The organism is Bradyrhizobium sp. URHA0013 (assembly GCF_000518345.1).
Lineage (GTDB): Bacteria > Pseudomonadota > Alphaproteobacteria > Rhizobiales > Xanthobacteraceae > Bradyrhizobium.
Map to the genome: position 1 here is coordinate 242090 of NZ_KI912426.1, position 17458 is coordinate 259547.

The window sequence follows — 17458 nt, forward strand, 5'->3', positions numbered from 1 at the left end:
GAGAGCCATGAATGCACATGCAGGAACCGTCCGCGGCAAGGAAAGATATCGATCGGGCGTGATGGAATACAAGCGCATGGGCTATTGGGAGCCTGATTACGTGCCAAAGGACACCGATGTCATCGCGCTGTTCCGCGTCACGCCGCAAGAGGGCGTCGACCCGATCGAGGCGTCGGCCGCAGTCGCCGGCGAATCTTCTACCGCGACCTGGACGGTGGTGTGGACCGATCGCCTGACCGCTGCCGAGAAGTATCGCGCAAAATGCTATCGCGTCGATCCGGTGCCGGGCACGCCAGGCTCGTATTTCGCCTACATCGCCTATGACCTCGACCTGTTCGAGCCAGGTTCGATCGCCAACCTGTCGGCCTCGATCATCGGCAACGTGTTCGGCTTCAAGCCGCTGAAAGCGCTGCGGCTGGAAGACATGCGCTTCCCGGTCGCTTATGTGAAGACGTTCCAGGGACCGGCAACCGGCATCGTGGTCGAGCGCGAGCGGCTCGACAAGTTCGGCAGGCCGCTGCTCGGCGCCACCGTCAAGCCTAAGCTCGGGCTTTCAGGGCGCAATTACGGGCGCGTCGTCTACGAGGCGCTGAAGGGCGGGCTCGACTTCACCAAGGATGACGAGAACATCAACTCGCAGCCGTTCATGCACTGGCGCGACCGCTTCCTCTATTGCATGGAAGCGGTGAACCGCGCACAGGCGGCCTCCGGGGAGGCGAAGGGCACCTACCTGAACATCACCGCTGGAACGATGGAGGACATGTACGAGCGCGCGGAGTTCGCGAAGGAGCTCGGATCGTGCATCGTCATGATCGACCTCGTGATCGGCTACACCGCGATCCAGTCGATGGCGAAATGGGCGCGGCGCAACGACATGATCCTGCATCTGCATCGCGCCGGTCACTCGACCTACACGCGGCAGAAGAGCCACGGCGTGTCGTTCCGCGTCGTCGCCAAGTGGATGCGGCTTGCCGGCGTCGACCACATCCATGCCGGCACGGTGGTCGGCAAGCTCGAAGGCGATCCGAACACCACGCGCGGCTATTACGATGTTTGCCGCGAGGACTTCAACCCGACCAAGCTCGAACACGGACTGTTCTTCGATCAGTCCTGGGCGAGCCTGAACAAGATGATGCCGGTCGCCTCCGGCGGCATCCATGCCGGCCAGATGCACCAGTTGCTCGACCTGCTCGGCGAGGATGTCGTGCTGCAGTTCGGCGGCGGTACCATCGGCCATCCCATGGGCATCGCGGCCGGTGCGATCGCCAATCGTGTGGCGCTGGAAGCGATGATCCTCGCTCGCAACGAGGGCCGCGACTATGTCCACGAAGGTCCGGAGATCCTGGCCAGGGCGGCCGAGACCTGCACACCGCTGAAAGCTGCACTCGAGGTCTGGAAGGACGTCTCCTTCAATTATGAATCCACCGACACGCCTGACTTCGTGCCGACCGCGCTCGAAACCGTTTGAGGAGATTTGACATGAAGCTGACCCAAGGCTGCTTCTCGTTCCTGCCCGATCTGACCGACGACCAGATCACCAAGCAAGTGCAGTATTGCCTGACCAACGGCTGGGCGGTGAACATCGAGTTCACCGACGATCCGCATCCCCGCAACACCTATTGGGAGATGTGGGGCCTGCCGATGTTCGATCTCCAGGACGCCGCCGGCGTGATGATGGAGCTCGCCGAATGCCGCAGAGTGTATGGCGACCGCTACATCCGCCTCAGCGGCTTCGACTCCAGCCATGGCTGGGAATCGGTGCGGATCTCGTTCATCGTCAACCGCCCGCCGCAGGAAGCCGAGTTCGAGCTGGTGCGGCAGGAGGTGGGCGGACGTGCGATCCGCTACACCACCGTGCGCCGGCAGCCCGCACACGCGCCAACCTAAGTCATTCTCCTCCGCGCGGAGCACTCCCTGCTCCGTTTCCTTGGCGGACCCCTGCTTCGCCGCTTCCCCGCGGCGAAGCCCTTTTCTTCGAGGTGCCGATGCTGGATGTTCCCCACGCAATGACCACTGAGCCCGGCAAGACCAGTTTCGATCTCCGCAAGGAGGCCGAAGAGGCTGGAATCACCGGCACGTTGCAGCAGCTCGAGCAGGAGCTGATCGGATTGAAGCCGGTGAAGAACCGCGTGCGCCAGATCGCGTCGCTCTTGCTGATCGAACGTATCCGGCAGCGTGCGGGACTGGCTTCGTCGCCGCCGACGCTGCACATGTCGTTCACCGGCAATCCCGGCACCGGCAAGACGACCGTCGCGTTGCGCATGGCAAAGATCCTGCACGGCCTCGGCTTCGTGCGGCGCGGGCAGGTGATCTCGGTGACGCGCGACGATCTCGTCGGCCAGTATATCGGCCACACCGCGCCGAAGACCAAGGAGATCCTGAAGAAGGCGATGGGGGGCGTGCTGTTCATCGACGAGGCCTATTATCTGCACCGTCCCGACAACGAGCGCGACTACGGCCAGGAGGCGATCGAGATTCTGCTGCAGGTGATGGAAAACCAGCGCGAGGACCTCGTCGTGATCCTTGCCGGCTATGGCGAGCGGATGACGAGCTTCTTTGCATCAAACCCCGGCTTCCGTTCGCGCATCGCCCACCACATCGACTTTCCGGACTATGCGGAAGCCGAGCTTCTGGTCATTGCCGAATTGATGCTGAAAGAGCGCGGCTATCGCCTCTCGGCGGCGGCGCGTGAGGCGTTCGAGAAATACATCGCGCTGCGTCGGACCCAACCGTTCTTCTCCAATGCGCGCTCGATCCGCAACGCCGTCGACCGCATCCGCCTGCGGCAGGCCGATCGCCTGGTATCCGATCTCGATCGCATGCTCGACATCGCCGACCTCGAAACGATCGATCCCATGGACGTCCTGGCGAGCCGCGTCTTCAGCGGCGGTGCCGACGCGCAGGGGAGTGCGAAGCCATGACCAGAGAAATCCTCATCGCGCCGTCGATCCTGGCTGCGGATTTCGCGCGCCTCGGCGAGGAGATCGCAGCGATCGACGCTGCGGGCGCCGACTGGATTCATTGCGACGTCATGGACGGGCATTTCGTCCCGAACATCAGTTATGGCGCGGACGTCATCAAGGCGATCCGGCCGCTGACGAAGAAAATATTCGATGTGCATCTCATGATCGCGCCGGCCGATCCCTATCTCGAGGCGTTCGCGAAGGCCGGCGCGGATCTCATTACGGTGCATGCCGAAGCGGGTCCGCACCTCGATCGCTCGCTCCAGGCCATCCGCGCGCTCGGCAAGAAAGCCGGCGTCAGCCTGTGTCCCGCCACTCCCGAAAGCGCGATCGAGTATGTGCTCGATCGTCTCGATCTCGTCCTGGTGATGACGGTCAATCCGGGTTTTGGCGGCCAGTCCTTCCTCGAGTCCCAGCTCGAGAAGATCGCGCGGATCCGAAGCATGATCGGCGACCGGCCGATCCGGCTCGAGGTTGACGGCGGCATCACGCGCGACAATGCTGCTGCCTTGGCCGCTGCGGGCGCCGATACGCTTGTAGCGGGTTCCGCCGTGTTTCGCGGCAGGAGCAGCGCGGACTATGCCGGCAACATTGCGGCCATCCGCGCGGCTGCGGAAGCGGGCAGGGTTCCGAACCTGCAACATAGTTCGGAGCGGACGATGCGAGCCGGTGAGCCCGCGCTCATCCGGTAGACGACCCGGTACACATTGGCCCGCGGTAAGGTTCCGAAGCGTTGAGTCCGCGCTGGTTGGAACTTTCGCCTAAATGCGCGTTTGCCTAGAATCAAGCGCGTCTAGCGCGCCGCGGGCGCAGCAAATCTTTTGCACAACCGCCATCGCCCTGACGCAAATAAGGGCAATAAGCTCTGTGTGAATGCGAGGGAGGGTCTCATGGATAACGTACGTCGTTACCGCGCGCTGGCGTCCCTCTGTCGTCAGCAGGCCGCCTACCGGCCGCTCCAGAGTTGGGAACTGCTCGGCCAGGCCGAACATTTCGAATATCTCGCCGAAGTCGAACTCAAGGCGCATTTCGACGCATGCAATGCGCAAGACGGCGAGGAGGGCGTCGAGGCCACGCCGTGGGAGAGGCCCGCCGCGGCGTGACGGTCCAACTTGTTCGAACATGACCTGAGCTTGCCGAGGCCGGCACCGCTCAAGGACGCGGTTATCAGCCCGAACGACGAGGCTTGCGACCGGCCCGTCCTGGATCAGCCCTCGATTAATGCGACATCAGCGTGGGGACGGTCATGGCTTCCAACATGGCGCGGGTGACGCCGCCGAGGAACCGCTCCTGCAATCGCGAATGGCCGTAGCCGCCCATGACCAGAAGATCGAGGCGCTCATCGGCTGCAAGCGACAGCATGGTCGGCTGAATGTCAGAGCGCGCGGCCGACAGGTTGACGGTGCGGGTCGACAGTCCGCGCCGGCCGAGGTGCCTTGCCAGATTGCGCGTCGAGACCTCGTCGGGAACCATGTCTGTTTCGTTGATCGCAATAATCACGATTTCCTCGGCGCGGGCCAGGAATGGTGCGGCGTCGCGCATGGCGCGCGCGGCGAGGCGGCTGCCGTCCCAGCAGATGCCGATCCGTTTCGCCTTGAACGCTCCATGGAAAGTGTAGGGCAGGAAAAGCACCGGGCCGCCCGCCTGGAACAGGATCTCGCGGGGCACATCGTTGCCGAGTGAGGCTTGCGCCGGGTCTGGCTGGAGCACGATGCTGAGATCGTGCAGCCGCGCCATCTCGCCGAGCAACCCGACCGCATCCCCCGGCATCGCCCCGAGCGGGTGGCATGTGTAGGAAATGCCGGCGTTCATCGCTTCGTTCTTGAATACCGCGAGCGCCGCCTCGGCCCGCTCCACTGCGCTCTCGCGCTCCATCTCGAACACCGCCGCCACTGCGGCGCCGCCCTCCATGATATAGGCCGCGCTGGTTGCCACATAGCCAACCGCGACTGCATCGAGATGGGCGTTGAGGCCCGCCGCGAGCGAGATCGAGCCGTCGATCACCGGGCGCACCGGGCGCTCGGTAGGGATGTGGACGAGAATGTCTTTGTACATGACGCGCCTCCGACGGACATCGTCCGGTGGCTGCAGTCTTTCACGGTGCGCAGGGGCCGCGTTGAGCTGCATCAAACGTGCAGCCTCGAGTTTTGGACCTTCGCCGGCCCCGGCTACTTTGCCAAGATTTAACCGCGCGGACGGGACGCTGTAAGGTGGCGACCGCCATGTTGGGTGCAAGGCGACTTACCCAACATGGACATATCGACATGAGCGATCACGTCAATTCCGACACCACAACGTCCCGCAAGGTCCTGAGGCCACGCCGGCTCGCGCTGCTCGGCACCGTGGCCGCGCTTGGCGTGGCCGTGCTGGCGACTGCACCCGGCTCTTCGCCGTTCAGCGCGAGCTCCTTCATCGCGCCCGCCCAGGCCGCGGAGCCCGCCGCGACACCGCCGGGCTTCGGCGAGCTCGTCAGCAAGGTCAAACCCGCCGTCATCTCGGTGCGGGTCAGGATCGACCAGGACAACGACAAGAGCGCGATGCTGCAACAGAACCGGATGGATTCGGACGAGGCGACGCCGTTCGACCAGTTCTCACGGCAATTCGGCTTCCGCGGGCCGGGTGGCATGGAGGGCATGCCGCGCCAGCACCGCCAGATGATCACGGGTGAGGGCTCCGGCTTCTTCATCTCCGCCGACGGCTATGCCGTGACCAACAACCACGTCGTCGATCACGCCGAGTCGGTGCAAGTGACGATGGACGACGGAACGATCTACAGCGCGAAAGTGGTCGGCACCGATCCGAAGACCGATCTCGCGCTGATCAAGGTCGAGGGTAAGAAGGATTTTCCGTTCGTCAAATTCTCGGACCAGAAGCCGCGTATCGGCGACTGGGTCGTCGCGGTCGGCAATCCCTTCGGCCTCGGCGGCACCGTGACCGCCGGCATCGTCTCGGCCAGCGGCCGCGACATCGGCAACGGTCCCTATGACGACTTCATCCAGATCGACGCGCCGATTAACAAGGGCAATTCCGGCGGCCCGGCCTTCGACATGAACGGCAACGTGATCGGCGTGAACACCGCGATCTTCTCGCCCTCCGGTGGCTCTGTCGGCATCGGCTTCGACATTCCGGCCTCGACTGCAAAGCTCGTCGTCGCACAGTTGAAGGACAAGGGCGCGGTCACTCGCGGCTGGCTCGGCGTGCAGGTGCAGCCGGTGACATCGGATATCGCCGACAGCCTCGGCCTCAAGGAGGCGCGCGGCGCGATCGTCGACAATCCGCAGGACGGCAGCCCGGCGGCGAAGGCGGGCATCGAGGCGGGCGACGTCATCACCGCCGTCAACGGCACCGCGATCAAGGATTCCCGCGATCTCGCCCGCACCATCGCCACCCTGGCGCCGGGCACGTCTGTGAAGCTCGACGTCGTCCACAAGGGCGACAGCAAGACGGTGACACTGGCGCTCGGCGAGTTGCCGAACGAGCGGCAGGCCAGAGCCGACGAGGGCAAGTCGCAGCCGGATGCCGGCATGCCGCCGCGTCTCGGGCTCGGCCTGGCTCCGGCCGGCGACGTGCAGGGCGCCGGCCAGAAGGGCGTCGTCGTCACTGAAGTCGATCCGCAAGGGCCGGCCGCGCAACGCGGCATCCAGACCGGCGACGTCATCCTCAATGTGGGCGGCAAGGCTGTCGCCAATATCGGCGACGTCCGTTCGGAGCTGGCGCAGGCGAAATCGTCCGGCAAGCGCAGCGTGCTGCTGCAGGTCAGAAGCGCACAGGCGACCCGGTTCGTCGCGGTGCCGCTCGCATAAGGCGAACGTCGATCGGCGCCACTCCAAAAAGGCGGCCCACGGGCCGCCTTTCCTGTTCGCCTTCAGGATTCCGGATGTCCGCCGATAACATTCTCGTTAACGGCAGTGAGGATGACCCGGTTCGTCCGAAAAAGCCGTGTTCGCTCATCACAATTCCGGGTCAGGTAGGGACTCGGCGGCAATGAAGCCGCCGGCAAGCGTGGAACTTCGAACTGCCGCCGCTGAGCTGGACCGGTCGGCAATTCGTATTGATCGGTGCCGACATGGATCGATTGAAGCTCTCGCTGAGGACTGCGCTGCTCGTGGCGCCATTCGTGCTGTGGGGCGGAATCGCTCTCGGGCGTGACGACGGCCGCTACGCGGACTCTCCCCTCAAGCCATGGTTCGACGGTCTGCGCAGCCACCTCGGTCCGTGCTGCTCAGATGCGGATGGGTTTGCCGTCGCCGATCCCGATTGGGACTCGCACAATGGACATTATCGCGTGCGGCTCGACGGCGAGTGGGTCGACGTCCCGGACGAAGCCGTGATCACCGAGCCGAACCGGGCCGGCCGCACCATGGTGTGGCCGGTGAAGACCGCGTTCGGCGTTTCGATCCGCTGCTTCATGCCGGGCAGCATGATCTGACGGAGGTCAGCGCGACCGTTTGGAGGATTTGCGCTTCGACGTCTTCTTCGAAGTCTTTCTCGAAGTCTTCTTGGATGTTTTCCGAGATGTCTTCTTTGACGTCTTCTTGGACGTCTTTCGCTTCGCGGCTTTCTTCGGGACCTTCTTGCCCTTCTTGCGCGCTTTCGACAGGCCGATCGCGATTGCCTGCTTGCGGCTCTTCACGCGTCCGCCTCGACCGCCCGGTCCGCTTTTCGCGGTACCCTTCTTGTAGCGCTTCATCTCGCCTTCGACGTCGCTGCCGGAGCTGCGCGAGTAGCGGCGCTTCTTTGCCTTGCGTGCCATGCATGTTCTCCCTTGGCCTGGGAAAACAATCCGAGACAGGCATGGTTCCGAAAGCGCGCATGCACGTCCCGGATACGCGGCTTAGTCTAGAACGAATCCGCCAGCTCGATCTCGGCTTCCAGCACCTGAATGCGCCGTGCTGCCTCGCTGGAGGACAGATCCCGCGCATATTGCGCTGGCTGATACGCCTCTTCGCTCAGCCGTTTCAGCCGGAGGCCCTGCGCCCGCGTCATCTGCTCGGTGAGGAAAGTCTTGGCGGTGAGGAGAGTCTTGGCGTCGTATTTACCCTGAACCTGCATGTCGCTTCTCCCTTCTGAAATCGTGACTTGACTATATGTTCTTATTTTGTTCTAACAAGTCATGGACAACAGAATTAATGAAATTCGACGTAAAATCAGCGCCTTGAGGCTGGAAATGGCCGATATCGAGGCGGCCGTACGCGAACTCGTCGAGCGCGATCGGGACTGCACAGAGAAGGCCCTGGCGCAGATGGATCTGCGCCGGAAAATCAATCTGCTGATCGGCGAATGGAAGGCTGCAGGTGGCGGCGATGTCCTGCCGAATGTCCGCGATAGGATGCGCCTTCGTTCCGCGAAGACATCAGGTAGTCCTCTGCGCGTGATCGCGCGCCGCTGAGAGCTTTGGGAGCGCACGGTGGAGGAAGACCCGGATGCGTACCGGATTCTAAAGCTGCGCGCCGAGATTCTCGAACTGGGCTCTGCCATCCGGCAGCTGCAACGCGAGGGGCTTGATGACGCCGCGGCCCAGCTCTTGATCGCGCGCAAGCGTACACGACTCGACCATCTGGTGAAGTCAGATCCTGCAGGCGTTCATCCTGTTATCCTGAGAAGCCATCGTAGCTGAAGCCTGCACGCAACGCGGCCCGAGAAAAAGTTTGTTCGAGCACCATAAGCAAAAAGGCCCCGCGATCGCGGGGCCTCTATGAGTTGGACGAACAAAACCTACTTGGTGTTGCCCATGCCGCCCTTGTTGTTCGTCATGGTGCCGCCCTGGTCGGAGCCGGGACCGGAGCCGCCCTGACCGGAGGGATCAGCACCCTTGGAGGACTTGGTGTTGGCGCCTGTGGTGGTTTGCGACGATGACATCGAGGATCCGTGTTTTGCCTTGTGCGACTTGGCCTGCACCGCGAACGGTGCGGCGGCGAGGCCGGTGGCCAACATCACGGCAAGAGCGAGCTTGGTGGTCTTCATGTGCGGGAACTCCCTGAGTTGAATTGACGCAGGCAGCCAACTGCTATTCGTCGCAGGAGTTCCGAACAAAGAAGTTCCGGTAAATCTTGCATCCTTCAAGATTGCTTGTCCTCTGCGAGGATGAATACGACGCCGGTGAGTGTCGCCCCGATCGCGAACGTCGTCACCAATGTGAGGGCGAAAACGACAACGGCCTGGCTTCCGCCGTGACTCAGCAAATTGGCGACGGCTGGATTGGACAGCACGAGCAAGAGGCTGAAAGCGAGCCCTAAGGCTGCGCCCATCATGGCGTGCGTCATCAGCTTGACGAGCCCGCTCGGAGAGATCAGGTCCGACGACTTTTTCGTGCGCATGGAACTCTATCCCGATCTCGCAAGCAACGCCTGCGACACGCGCCGGTTCCACCCGCATGAAGGAATCGTTATCGCCCGCTTCATCCGATGTTCATGCCGAGTGGGCGAGAATGACCGCGCAACACGGGAACATTCGATATGGGTAAGGTGGTCTTTCTCTATCGCTCTCTGGCTTATCGCAACGCCGCCGCGGACATCCTCCGCAAAGCGCGCAAGCTGCCCCGCGGCGCGGAGCGAAGCGCGGCGTGCCGCTATGCCAAGGCTCTGCGCGATCTCGCCCAAACGGAAGCCTGGCTCGAAGGACGGGTCGCGCGCGAGCCGCAAACGACGCAGCGCAGGAAGAGTGCGGCCTCCGCTTAACCGGACGCGCGCTGCAATTCGGCGGAGCTGGCGGCTTCGAAGTTGCCGGGCGCGGTCGTCGCGGCAGTCTTGCGGACCAGCGGCACCTCGAGCCGGCACAACAGACCCTCGGCGCGCCAATCGAATCGCGCCTGCCCGCCGAGCTGGGACTCGACGCTCGCAAGCAGGCTCCGCGTACCAAAGCCGCGGGATTTCGGCGTCATGACGAGCGGGCCGCCGGACTCCTCCCAGGTCAGCGTGAGCAGCTCATCCTCGACCTGCCAACCGATCGCGAGCCGTCCCGTCCGCGTCGAGAGCGCGCCATACTTCGCCGAGTTGGTGAAAAGCTCATGCAGGGCCAGCGCCAGCGTCTGGGCGGTTGCCGGCAGCAACTGAACTTCGGACCCCGCCAATTTGATCTGGCCGCCGAGGGAATAGGGCGCAAGCTCCTCGTCGATCAGCTTCGAGAGTTCGGCACCCTGCCAGCTCGACAGCGACAGGATCGTATGCACGCGCGCCAGTGCATTGATGCGTCCCTCGACGGCGCTGACATAGGCTTTGACTTCGTCGGCGCGGGTGAGGCGCACGATCGATTGCGCCAGCGCAAGCGCATTCTTGGCGCGATGATCGACTTCCCGCGCCAGGAGAGTCTGCCGTTCCTCGGCGCGCTTGCGTTCGGTGATGTCCACCGTCACGCCGCTGACGCGCATCACCCGACCGCTCTCGTCAACCGTGGCGGCGGCCGTGCCGACACACCAGCGCACATCGCCGTCGGGCCGCACGATGCGGAACTCCGTTTCATAGGAGCGTGTGCCCTTGTTGAATTCGGCGATCGCCTTGCGCAACCGATCGACGTCGTCCGGATGCAACAGCGCCTGAACGTTGGCCGGATTCACCTCGAAGCTCTCCGGGCCAACACCAAAGATGCGGTATTGCCCCTCGTCCCACATCCAGTCGCCGGTGATCCAGTCCCAGTCCCACGAACCCATCTTGCCGGCGGCGATCGCCATGCTGCGCCGCTCTTCGCTCTCGCGGAGCTTTGCGGTGGAATTCTCCAGCTCGGCGGTGCGTGCACGCACGCGGTCCTCGAGATCCTGGTTCAGCCGTTCGAGTTCGCGCGTCTTGCGATAGAGCTCTGCAAACACCTTGACCTTGGCGCGCAGCACCTCCGGCACGACCGGCACCGGGACGTAGTCGACAGCGCCCATCTCGTAGCCGCGCAGGCGGTCGATATCGCTGACTTGAATGGCCGAGATGAAGATCATTGCGGTCTTCTGGAAGCGCGGGTGCTCGCGGATCATCGCGGCGAGCTCGAAGCCGTCGAGCTCGGGCATGCAGACGTCGACCAGGATCACCGCGATCTCGGTCTTGAGCAGCACCTCCAGAGCCTCGCGACCGGACGAGGCGATCACGAGGTTCTGGCCGAGATCCTTCAGGATCACCTCATAGGCGAGCAGCTTGGCCGGCTGGTCGTCGACGAGGAGGATGTTGACCTTTTCGTGGTCCATACGGGCATCCAACTCAGCGGTGCAGCCACATGCGGATTGCAAGCAGCAATTGATCGGTGTTGACGGGTTTGGCGAGGTAGTCGGACGCGCCGGCCTCGAGACATTTCTCGCGGTCGCCTTTCATGGCCTTGGCCGTCAACGCAATGATCGGAAGACGGGCGAAGGTCGGATTTTCACGAATGACGCCGATGGTTTGATAGCCATCCATCTGCGGCATCATGATGTCCATCAGCACGATGGCGATCTCCGGATTGGATTCAACCAGGGCCACCGCCTCGTTGCCGGTCGTGGCCGTCAGCACCTTCATGCCGCGTCGTTCCAGCACGCTCGACAGCGCGAAAATGTTGCGGGCGTCGTCGTCGACGAGCAGGGCGGTCTTGCCGATCAGGTCTTCGTCGGAACTGTTCAGCTTCTCGAGCATGCGCTGCTTCTCGACCGGCAACTCCGTGATCACGCGGTGCAGGAACAGCGCGGTCTCGTCAAGAAGGCGCTCCGGCGATTCCACACCCTTAACCACGATGCTTCGCGCCATGGTGTGGAGCTCCGCATCTTCCTCGGCCGACAACTCGCGGCCGGTGAAAACGACGACCGGGACATTCGACAGCGCCTCGTCGTTGCGGATCTGGTCCAGCACCTCGAAGCCGGTCATGTCGGGCAGGCGCAGGTCGAGCACGACGCAATCACAGGGGTTCTCACGCAGCATCGAGAGCGCGTCGGCACCGGTGCCGGTCGTCACGATCTCGATGTCGTCGTGGTGCAGGAGCTCGCGGATCGAGAGCTGCTCGGCCTCGTTGTCCTCGACGATCAGCAGCCGCTTGCGCCGCGGCCGCGCATATTCCTTGATCTGCGTCAGCGCGGCCGCGACGCCCTCGGTCGTCGTCGGCTTGTTGACGAAGGAGAAGGCGCCGCGCGCCAGCGCATGCTGGCGGTCCTCGTCGAGCGTGATGATCTGCACGGGGATGTGGCGGGTCAGCGGATTGTGCTTGAGCTGGCTCAGCACGGTCCAGCCGAGCATATCAGGCAGGAATACGTCGAGGGAGACGGCCCGCGGCTGGTACTGCTTTGCAAGCTCCAGCGCCTCCGCGCCGCGGGCGGCGACCAGCACCTTGAAGCCCTTATCGCGCGCGAGATCGACCAGCACACGCGCGTAATGCGGGTCGTCCTCGACGATCAGGAGGATGCTGTCGCCTGGTTCGAGGTTGAGCCGGTCGTCGGGAAGCTGCTCGATCACGCGCTGCGGTTCGGCTGTAGCCGGCTGCAGCGCGGGCGGCTGGCTGTGTTGCTGGGGCGCCGCGCGGGGCGCGAGCGTCGGGCCGGAATATTTCAGCGGCAGGTAAAGCGTGAAGCACGAGCCCTTGCCCGGCAAGCTGCGCAGGTGGATCTCGCCGCCGAGCAGGCTTGCGAGCTCGCGACTGATCGCAAGGCCGAGGCCGGTGCCGCCATATTTGCGGCTGGTGCCGGCATCCGCTTGCTGGAACGCCTCGAAGATCAGCTTCTGCTTCTCCACGGGAATGCCGATGCCGGTGTCCGACACTTCGAATGCGATCACGGCCGGCGCCGAGTTCAGCACGGGATGATCCGTGCCCCAGCCGCCGACCGCTGCGGCGACCTTCAGGCGCACTTCGCCTTCCGCGGTGAACTTGAAGGCGTTGGAGAGCAGGTTCTTCAAAACCTGCTGCAGGCGCTTGGAGTCGGTGACGAGGCTGCGCGCGAGATTCGGATCGACGTCGATCTTGAACGAAAGGTTGCGGTTCTCCGCCTCGTGACGGAACGGCCGCCCGACCGTTTCGAGCAGGTTCGCGGTCAGGATTTCCTCGGCGTCGACCGTCACCGTACCGGACTCGATCTTGGAGAGATCGAGAATGTCGCTGATGAGATTGAGCAGGTCGGTGCCGGCGCCGTGGATGGTGCGGGCGAATTCGACCTGCTTGCCGGTAAGATTGCCGTCCGGATTGTCGGTGAGCTGCTGGCCGAGGATCAGGATCGAGTTCAGCGGCGTGCGCAGCTCGTGGCTCATATTGGCCAGGAACTCGGACTTGTACTTCGAGGTCAGCGCGAGCTCGGTCGCCTTTTCCTCCAGTGCGCGGCGGGCCTGCTCGATCTCCTGGTTCTTGCGCTCGACTTCGACGTTGCGCTCGGCGAGTTGCTGCGCCTTCTGTTCGAGCTGATCGTTGGTCTGCTGCAATTCGCGCTGCTGGGTCTGGAGCTCGCCAGCGAGCTGCTGCGACTGCTTGAGCAGGCCTTCGGTCTGCATCGTCGCCTCGATCGAGTTGAGCACGATGCCGATCGAGTCCGTGAGCTGCTCCAGGAAGGTCATCTGTGAGGTCGTGAAGGAGGTCAGCGAGGCGAGCTCGATGACCGCCTTGACCTGGCCTTCGAACAGCACCGGCAGCACCACGAGGTTCTTCGGCGCGACGCGAAGCAATGCCGAATTGATCGGCACCACGTCGGGCGGAATGTCCGCAATCACGCGCGGGCGCCGGTCGAGCGCGCATTGGCCGATCAGGCCGTCGCCTAATGGCAGCACGCGCGGATACGGATAGACGCCATCGCCGGCGTAGGAGGCAAGCAGCAGGAGCCGCGGACTGTCTTCGTTCTCGACCTGATAGATCACGCCGGTATGCGCATTCACCAGCGGCGACAATTCGGTCAGCAGCAGGCGACCGACGGTGGTGAGGTCGCGCTGGCCCTGAAGCATGTTGGTGAATTTCGCCAGATTGGTCTTCAGCCAGTCCTGCTCGGTGTTCACGTCCGTCGTGAGACGGAGGTTCGTGATCATCGTGTTGATGTTGTCTTTCAGCTCCGCGACCTCGCCGCGGGCGTCGACCTGGATCGACCGCGTCAGGTCGCCCTTGGTCACGGCGGTCGCCACTTCCGCGATCGCGCGCACCTGCGAGGTGAGGTTGGCCGCCAGCAAATTGACGTTGCCGGTGAGATCCTTCCAGGTGCCGGCGGCGCCGGGCACGTCGGCCTGACCGCCGAGCCGGCCCTCGACGCCGACCTCGCGCGCCACCGACGTCACCTGGTCGGCGAAGGTCGCGAGCGTCTCGGTCATGTTGTTGATGGTATCGGCGAGCGCCGCGACCTCGCCCTTCGATTTCACGGTGAGGTTCTGCTTGAGGTCGCCATTGGCGACCGCGGTCACCACCTTGACGATGCCGCGGACCTGCTCGGTCAGGTTCGCCGCCATGAAGTTGACGGTGTCGGTGAGATCCTTCCAGGTGCCGGCGACGCCGGGCACCTGGGCCTGGCCACCGAGTTCGCCTTCGGTGCCGACCTCGCGCGCAACGCGCGTGACTTCGCCGGCGAACGCATTGAGCTGGTCCACCATGGTGTTGATGGTGTTCTTGAGCTCGAGAATTTCGCCCTTCACGTCGACGGTGATCTTGCGCGACAGGTCGCCGCGCGCGACGGCGGTGGTGACTTCGGCGATGTTGCGGACCTGGGTGGTGAGGTTCGCGGCCAGCAGGTTGACGTTATCGGTGAGGTCCTTCCAGGTGCCGCCGACGCCGGGCACGACGGCCTGGCCGCCGAGCCGGCCCTCGGTGCCGACCTCGCGCGCGACGCGCGTCACTTCCGCGGCGAAGGAGCGGAGCTGCTCGACCATGGTGTTCAAGGTATCCTTGAGCAGCAGAATTTCGCCGCGCACGTCCACCGTGATCTTCTTCGAGAGGTCGCCGCCGGCGATCGCGGTTGCGACCTCGGCGATGTTGCGGACCTGCGCGGTGAGGTTCGATGCCATGAAGTTGACGTTGTCGGTGAGATCCTTCCAGGTGCCGGCAACGCCGGGCACTTCGGCCTGGCCGCCAAGCTTGCCTTCGGTGCCGACCTCGCGGGCGACGCGCGTGACTTCACCGGCAAAGCCGTTGAGCTGGTCCACCATGGTGTTGATGGTGTTCTTCAGCTCCAAAATCTCACCCCGGACGTCGACGGTGATCTTGCGCGAGAGGTCGCCGCGCGCCACGGCAGTGGTGACTTCGGCAATGTTGCGGACCTGGGCTGTAAGGTTGCCCGCCATCGAGTTGACGCTGTCGGTGAGGTCTTTCCAGGTGCCGGCGACGCCGGGCACGTTGGCCTGGCCGCCGAGCCGGCCTTCGGTGCCGACCTCGCGCGCGACGCGCGTCACCTCGCCCGCGAAGCGGTTGAGCTGGTCGACCATCGTGTTCAGCGTGTCCTTGAGCTGAAGGATCTCGCCGCGCACGTCCACGGTGATCTTGCGCGACAAGTCGCCACCGGCGATCGCAGTCGCGACTTCGGCGATGTTGCGGACCTGGGCGGTGAGGTTGCCCGCCATCGAGTTGACGCTGTCGGTGAGGTCCTTCCAGGTGCCCGCGACGCCGGGGACTTCGGCCTGGCCGCCGAGCTTGCCTTCGGTGCCGACCTCGCGCGCGACGCGTGTGACTTCGCCGGCGAAGGCGTTGAGCTGGTCGACCATGGTGTTGAGCGTTTCCTTCAGCTGAAGGATTTCGCCTGACACGTTGACGGTGATCTTCTTCGACAAATCGCCCTTGGCCACCGCGGTCGCGACTTCGGCGATGTTGCGGACCTGGCCGGTCAGGTTCGAGGCCATCGAGTTGACGCTGTCGGTGAGATCCTTCCAGGTGCCGGCGACGCCGCGCACCTGGGCCTGGCCGCCGAGCTTGCCTTCGGTGCCGACCTCGCGGGCGACGCGCGTGACTTCGCCGGCAAAGGCGTTGAGCTGGTCCACCATGGTGTTGATGGTGTCTTTCAGCTCCAGGATTTCGCCGCGGACATCGACGGTGATCTTTTTCGACAAATCGCCACCCGCGACCGCGGTCGTCACCTCGGCGATGTTGCGGACCTGTGCGGTCAGGTTCGAGGCCATCGAGTTGACGCTCTCGGTCAGGTCCTTCCAGGTGCCGGCGACGCCGAGCACGTTGGCCTGACCGCCGAGCCGGCCCTCGGTGCCGACCTCGCGCGCGACGCGCGTGACTTCGCCGGCGAAGGCGTTGAGCTGGTCGACCATGGTGTTGAGCGTTTCCTTCAATTGAAGGATTTCGCCCGAGACGTTCACCGTGATCTTCTTCGAGAGGTCGCCGCTCGCGATGGCGGTGGCAACATCGGCGATGTTGCGGACCTGCGCGGTGAGGTTCGACGCCATGAAGTTGACGTTGTCGGTGAGGTCCTTCCAGGTACCGGCCACGCCCGGCACCTGGGCCTGGCCGCCGAGTTTGCCTTCGGTGCCGACCTCGCGCGCCACGCGTGTCACTTCCGAGGCGAACGAGTTGAGCTGGTCCACCATGGTGTTGATGGTGTCTTTTAGCTCCAGGATTTCGCCTCGTACGTCCACCGTGATCTTGCGCGACAGGTCGCCGCGCGCCACGGCGGTGGTGACGTTGGCGATGTTGCGCACCTGCGCGGTGAGGTTGCCGCACATGGCGTTGACGCTGTCGGTGAGATCCTTCCAGGTGCCGGCGACGCCGGGCACGATGGCCTGACCGCCAAGCTTGCCGTCGGTGCCGACCTCGCGCGCCACGCGCGTCACCTCGGAGGCGAAGGAGCGGAGCTGGTCCACCATCGTGTTGATGGCTTCCTTGAGCTGAAGGATCTCGCCGCGGACGTCGACCGTGATCTTCTTCGAGAGGTCGCCGTTCGCAACTGCGATCGTCACCTCGGCGATGTTGCGAACCTGGTTGGTCAAATTGTTCGCCATCGAGTTGACGCTCTCGGTCAGATCCTTCCAGACGCCGGTCACTTCCGGCACCTGGGCCTGGCCGCCGAGCTTGCCCTCGGTGCCGACCTCGCGGGCCACGCGCGTCACTTCGGAGGTGAACACGCCGAGCTGCTTGATCATGGTGTTGACGATGGTCGCCGACTGCAGGAATTCGCCGCGCAGGGGACGCCCATCGACGTCGAGCTTGACGGTCTGGAGCAGGTCGCCCTGTGCCACGGCTGCGACCGCGCGCGTCACCTCGCGGGTCGGCCACAGCAAATCGTCGATCAGCGTGTTGACCGAGCCCTCCATGTCGGCCCAGGAGCCGGAGGCCAGGCCGAACTTCACGCGCTGGCGCGTCTTGCCCTCGCGGCCCACCACCTGGCCGACCAGCTCGAGTTGCTGCGCCATGCGCTGGTTGGCGGCGATGATGTCGTTGAAAGTGTCGGCGAGCTTGCCGTCGATGCCGAGATAGTCGCCGCTCATGCGCACGGAGAAATCGCCGTTGCGCATGGCCTGCAGGGCGAGCAGCAATTCTGCCCGGGAATCGGGCTCCGACATGCCGTTGGTTTTTGGCTTTGGAACGCGACGACCGGAACGTGATGCAGATCCGGGATCGAGGTCGCTCATAATTTGTCCCCCGCAGGCGTCGGCCGA

Annotated in this window: 17 protein-coding genes; 10 read left to right on the forward strand and 7 right to left on the reverse strand. The window is 64.0% G+C overall.

Annotated features, from left to right (window positions below; translation table 11 throughout):
* Positions 1–7 precede the first annotated feature (7 nt).
* The 5 genes from N551_RS0121740 to N551_RS37340 all read left to right on the forward strand — a co-directional run bounded on the left by N551_RS0121740 (position 8) and on the right by N551_RS37340 (position 4066).
* The gene (locus tag N551_RS0121740) at positions 8–1468 is read left to right on the forward strand and encodes a form I ribulose bisphosphate carboxylase large subunit (RefSeq protein WP_027568664.1); all 1461 of its coding nucleotides are present in this window, start codon (positions 8–10) and stop codon (positions 1466–1468) included.
* 11 nt (positions 1469–1479) lie between these two features.
* Complete coding sequence (locus N551_RS0121745) at positions 1480–1887, forward strand: ribulose bisphosphate carboxylase small subunit (protein WP_007594833.1); 408 nt, start codon at positions 1480–1482, stop codon at positions 1885–1887.
* Between the two features lie 98 nt (positions 1888–1985).
* A complete protein-coding gene (gene cbbX, locus N551_RS0121750) occupies positions 1986–2921 on the forward strand; it encodes a CbbX protein (RefSeq protein ID WP_027568665.1) in 936 nt (311 codons plus the stop codon).
* Positions 2918–3655 carry a ribulose-phosphate 3-epimerase gene (rpe, locus tag N551_RS0121755; protein WP_027568666.1) on the forward strand — a complete coding sequence of 246 codons (738 nt, stop codon included), beginning with the start codon at positions 2918–2920 and terminating at the stop codon, positions 3653–3655. The genes cbbX and rpe overlap by 4 nt, the downstream gene beginning before the upstream one ends.
* Positions 3656–3853: 198 nt before the next feature.
* Positions 3854–4066, forward strand: coding sequence for a hypothetical protein (locus N551_RS37340; protein WP_027568667.1), 213 nt, complete (start codon positions 3854–3856; stop codon positions 4064–4066).
* 115 nt (positions 4067–4181) lie between these two features.
* Here N551_RS37340 and N551_RS0121765 read toward each other — a convergent pair whose 3' ends face one another.
* On the reverse strand, positions 4182–5018 hold the full coding sequence (locus N551_RS0121765) for a universal stress protein (RefSeq protein WP_027568668.1): 837 nt from the start codon (positions 5016–5018) through the stop codon (positions 4182–4184).
* A 209-nt stretch (positions 5019–5227) separates the two neighbouring features.
* On the opposite strand from N551_RS0121765, the gene N551_RS0121770 reads away from it, so the two are divergent.
* Both N551_RS0121770 and N551_RS0121775 read left to right on the forward strand, forming a co-directional pair.
* Positions 5228–6766 (forward strand): Do family serine endopeptidase, encoded by a 1539-nt coding sequence (locus tag N551_RS0121770; protein WP_027568669.1) that lies wholly within the window; start codon positions 5228–5230, stop codon positions 6764–6766.
* Between the two features lie 263 nt (positions 6767–7029).
* The gene (locus N551_RS0121775; RefSeq protein WP_027568670.1) at positions 7030–7392 is read left to right on the forward strand and encodes a hypothetical protein; all 363 of its coding nucleotides are present in this window, start codon (positions 7030–7032) and stop codon (positions 7390–7392) included.
* A 6-nt stretch (positions 7393–7398) separates the two neighbouring features.
* On the opposite strand, the gene N551_RS0121780 is transcribed toward N551_RS0121775, so the two are convergent.
* Positions 7399–7716, reverse strand: coding sequence for a DUF6496 domain-containing protein (locus tag N551_RS0121780; protein ID WP_027568671.1), 318 nt, complete (start codon positions 7714–7716; stop codon positions 7399–7401).
* Positions 7717–7802: 86 nt separating this feature from the next.
* A complete protein-coding gene (locus tag N551_RS0121785) occupies positions 7803–8015 on the reverse strand; it encodes a DUF3072 domain-containing protein (RefSeq protein ID WP_027568672.1) in 213 nt (70 codons plus the stop codon).
* 115 nt (positions 8016–8130) lie between these two features.
* On the opposite strand from N551_RS0121785, the gene N551_RS0121790 reads away from it, so the two are divergent.
* Positions 8131–8352 carry a hypothetical protein gene (locus N551_RS0121790; protein ID WP_027568673.1) on the forward strand — a complete coding sequence of 74 codons (222 nt, stop codon included), beginning with the start codon at positions 8131–8133 and terminating at the stop codon, positions 8350–8352.
* Positions 8353–8370: 18 nt separating this feature from the next.
* On the forward strand, positions 8371–8580 hold the full coding sequence (locus N551_RS37345; protein ID WP_081747932.1) for a hypothetical protein: 210 nt from the start codon (positions 8371–8373) through the stop codon (positions 8578–8580).
* A gap of 98 nt (positions 8581–8678) precedes the next feature.
* Here the strand turns inward: N551_RS37345 and N551_RS0121800 are convergent, their stop codons facing one another.
* Positions 8679–8927: a hypothetical protein gene (locus tag N551_RS0121800; RefSeq protein WP_027568674.1), complete on the reverse strand. Its 249-nt coding sequence runs from the start codon at positions 8925–8927 to the stop codon at positions 8679–8681.
* 95 nt (positions 8928–9022) lie between these two features.
* Complete coding sequence (locus tag N551_RS0121805) at positions 9023–9280, reverse strand: hypothetical protein (protein ID WP_027568675.1); 258 nt, start codon at positions 9278–9280, stop codon at positions 9023–9025.
* Between the two features lie 138 nt (positions 9281–9418).
* Between N551_RS0121805 and N551_RS0121810 the strand changes: the two genes are divergently transcribed.
* Positions 9419–9640, forward strand: coding sequence for a hypothetical protein (locus N551_RS0121810; RefSeq protein WP_027568676.1), 222 nt, complete (start codon positions 9419–9421; stop codon positions 9638–9640).
* Here the strand turns inward: N551_RS0121810 and N551_RS0121815 are convergent.
* Together N551_RS0121815 and N551_RS0121820 are read right to left on the reverse strand one after the other, a co-directional pair.
* Complete coding sequence (locus N551_RS0121815) at positions 9637–11127, reverse strand: HWE histidine kinase domain-containing protein (RefSeq protein ID WP_027568677.1); 1491 nt, start codon at positions 11125–11127, stop codon at positions 9637–9639. The two genes, N551_RS0121810 and N551_RS0121815, sit on opposite strands and share 4 nt — an antisense overlap.
* Before the next feature lie 13 nt (positions 11128–11140).
* A complete protein-coding gene (locus N551_RS0121820; RefSeq protein ID WP_027568678.1) occupies positions 11141–17431 on the reverse strand; it encodes a HAMP domain-containing protein in 6291 nt (2096 codons plus the stop codon).
* Between the last annotated feature and the right edge of the window lie 27 nt (positions 17432–17458).